Origin of the sequence: Kitasatospora sp. NPDC057512 (assembly GCF_042802135.1) — a bacterium.
In the GTDB taxonomy this organism is placed as follows: Bacteria; Actinomycetota; Actinomycetes; order Streptomycetales; family Streptomycetaceae; genus Kitasatospora.
This window is the reverse complement of sequence record NZ_JBHVET010001131.1, coordinates 1-1,789: the sequence shown is the minus strand read 5'-3', so window position 1 is coordinate 1,789 and position 1,789 is coordinate 1. Positions and strand designations below refer to the sequence as shown.

Annotated in this window: 1 protein-coding gene; it reads left to right on the top strand. The window is 76.4% G+C overall.

Annotation, left to right across the window (positions count from 1 at the left end; translation table 11 throughout):
- The coding region (locus tag ACFU6K_RS38295) for a type I polyketide synthase (protein ID WP_380671178.1) at nucleotides 1-1,789 on the top strand (1,789 nt) is incomplete at both ends.

The following is a 1,789-nucleotide window of genomic DNA, read 5'->3' as shown; positions in this document are numbered from 1 at the left end:
CAGCCGACGAGCCGATCGCCGTCACCGGCATGGCCTGCCGGCTGCCCGGCGGGGTGCGCACGCCCGAGGACTTCTGGCGGCTGCTCACCGAGGGCGGCGACGGCATCGGGCCGTTCCCCGCCGACCGCGGCTGGGACCTCGGTGAGCAGAGCTCCACCGCCCAGGGCGGATTCCTCTACGACGCCGCCGAGTTCGACCCGGGCTTCTTCGGCATCGGCCCGCGCGAGGCCCTCGCCATGGACCCGCAGCAGCGGCTGCTGCTGGAGACCTCCTGGGAGGCCGTCGAGCGGGCCGGCATCGACCCGCTCACCCTGCGCGGCAGCCGGACCGGCGTGTTCGCCGGCGTGATGTACCACGACTACGCCGCCCGGCTGGACGAGGTGCCCGACGAGGTCGCCGCCTACCTGGGCAACGGCAGCGCGGGCAGCGTCGCCACCGGCCGGGTCTCGTACGCGATGGGCCTGGAGGGCCCGGCCGTCACCGTGGACACCGCCTGCTCCTCCTCGCTGGTGACGATCCACCTGGCGGTCCAGGAGCTGCGCCGCCGGGGCTGCGACCTGGCCCTGGCGGGCGGCGTCGCGGTGATGTCCACGCCCGGACTGTTCGTGGAGTTCACCCGGCAGAAGGGCCTGGCGGCGGACGGCCGGTGCAAGGCCTTCGCGGACGCGGCGGACGGCACCGGGTTCTCCGAGGGCGTCGGCATGCTGGTCCTGGAGCGGCTCTCCGACGCCCGCCGCAACGGGCACCCGGTGCTGGCGGTGCTGCGCGGCAGCGCCGTCAACCAGGACGGCGCCTCCAACGGGCTGACCGCGCCCAACGGCCCGGCGCAGGAGCGGGTGATCCGCCAGGCCCTGGCCGCCGCCGGTCTCACCGCCGCCGACGTGGACGCCGTCGAGGCGCACGGCACCGGCACCACCCTCGGCGACCCGATCGAGGCCCAGGCGCTGCTCGCCGCCTACGGCCAGGAGCGCGAACTCCCGCTGCTGCTGGGCTCGGTGAAGTCCAACATCGGCCACACCCAGAGCGCGGCCGGCGTGGCCGGGGTGATCAAGACGGTGCTGGCGCTGCGGCACGGCGTGCTGCCCCGGACCCTGCACGTGGACCGGCCGTCCTCGCACGTGGACTGGTCGGCGGGCGCGGTGGAGCTGCTGACCGAGGCCCGGGAGTGGCCGCAGACCGGCCGCCCGCGCCGGGCCGGCGTCTCCTCCTTCGGGATCAGCGGCACCAACGCCCACGTCATCGTCGAGCAGGCCCCCGAGGAGCAGGCCACCGAGCGGCCCGCCGAGGAGCAGGCCCCGTCGGCCGGCACCGGCGCCCCGTGGCTGCTGGCCGGCCGCACCGAGGCCGCCGTACGGGCCCAGGCCGGGCGCCTCGCCGAGCACCTGGAGGCGCACCCCGCGCTGGCGGCCGTCGACGTCGCCCACTCGTTGGCCACCGGCCGCTCCGCCTTCCCCCACCGCGCGGTGGTGGTCGGCGCCGACCGGGCGGCGCTCGCCGCCTACGCCGCCGGGCAGGACCCGGCCGCCGTGGTGGCCGGCACGGCGGACGTGACCGGGCGCACGGTCTTCGTCTTCCCCGGCCAGGGCTCCCAGTGGGTCGGGATGGCCGTCGAACTCCTCGACACCGAGCCGGTGTTCGCCCAGCGGATCACCGAATGCGCCGACGCGCTGGCCGAGTTCACCGACTGGAAGCTGATCGACGTCCTGCGCGGCGCCGAGGGCGCCCCCGGCTACGACCGCGTCGACGTCGTCCAGCCCGCCCTCTGGGCCGTCATGGTCTCCCTCGCCGC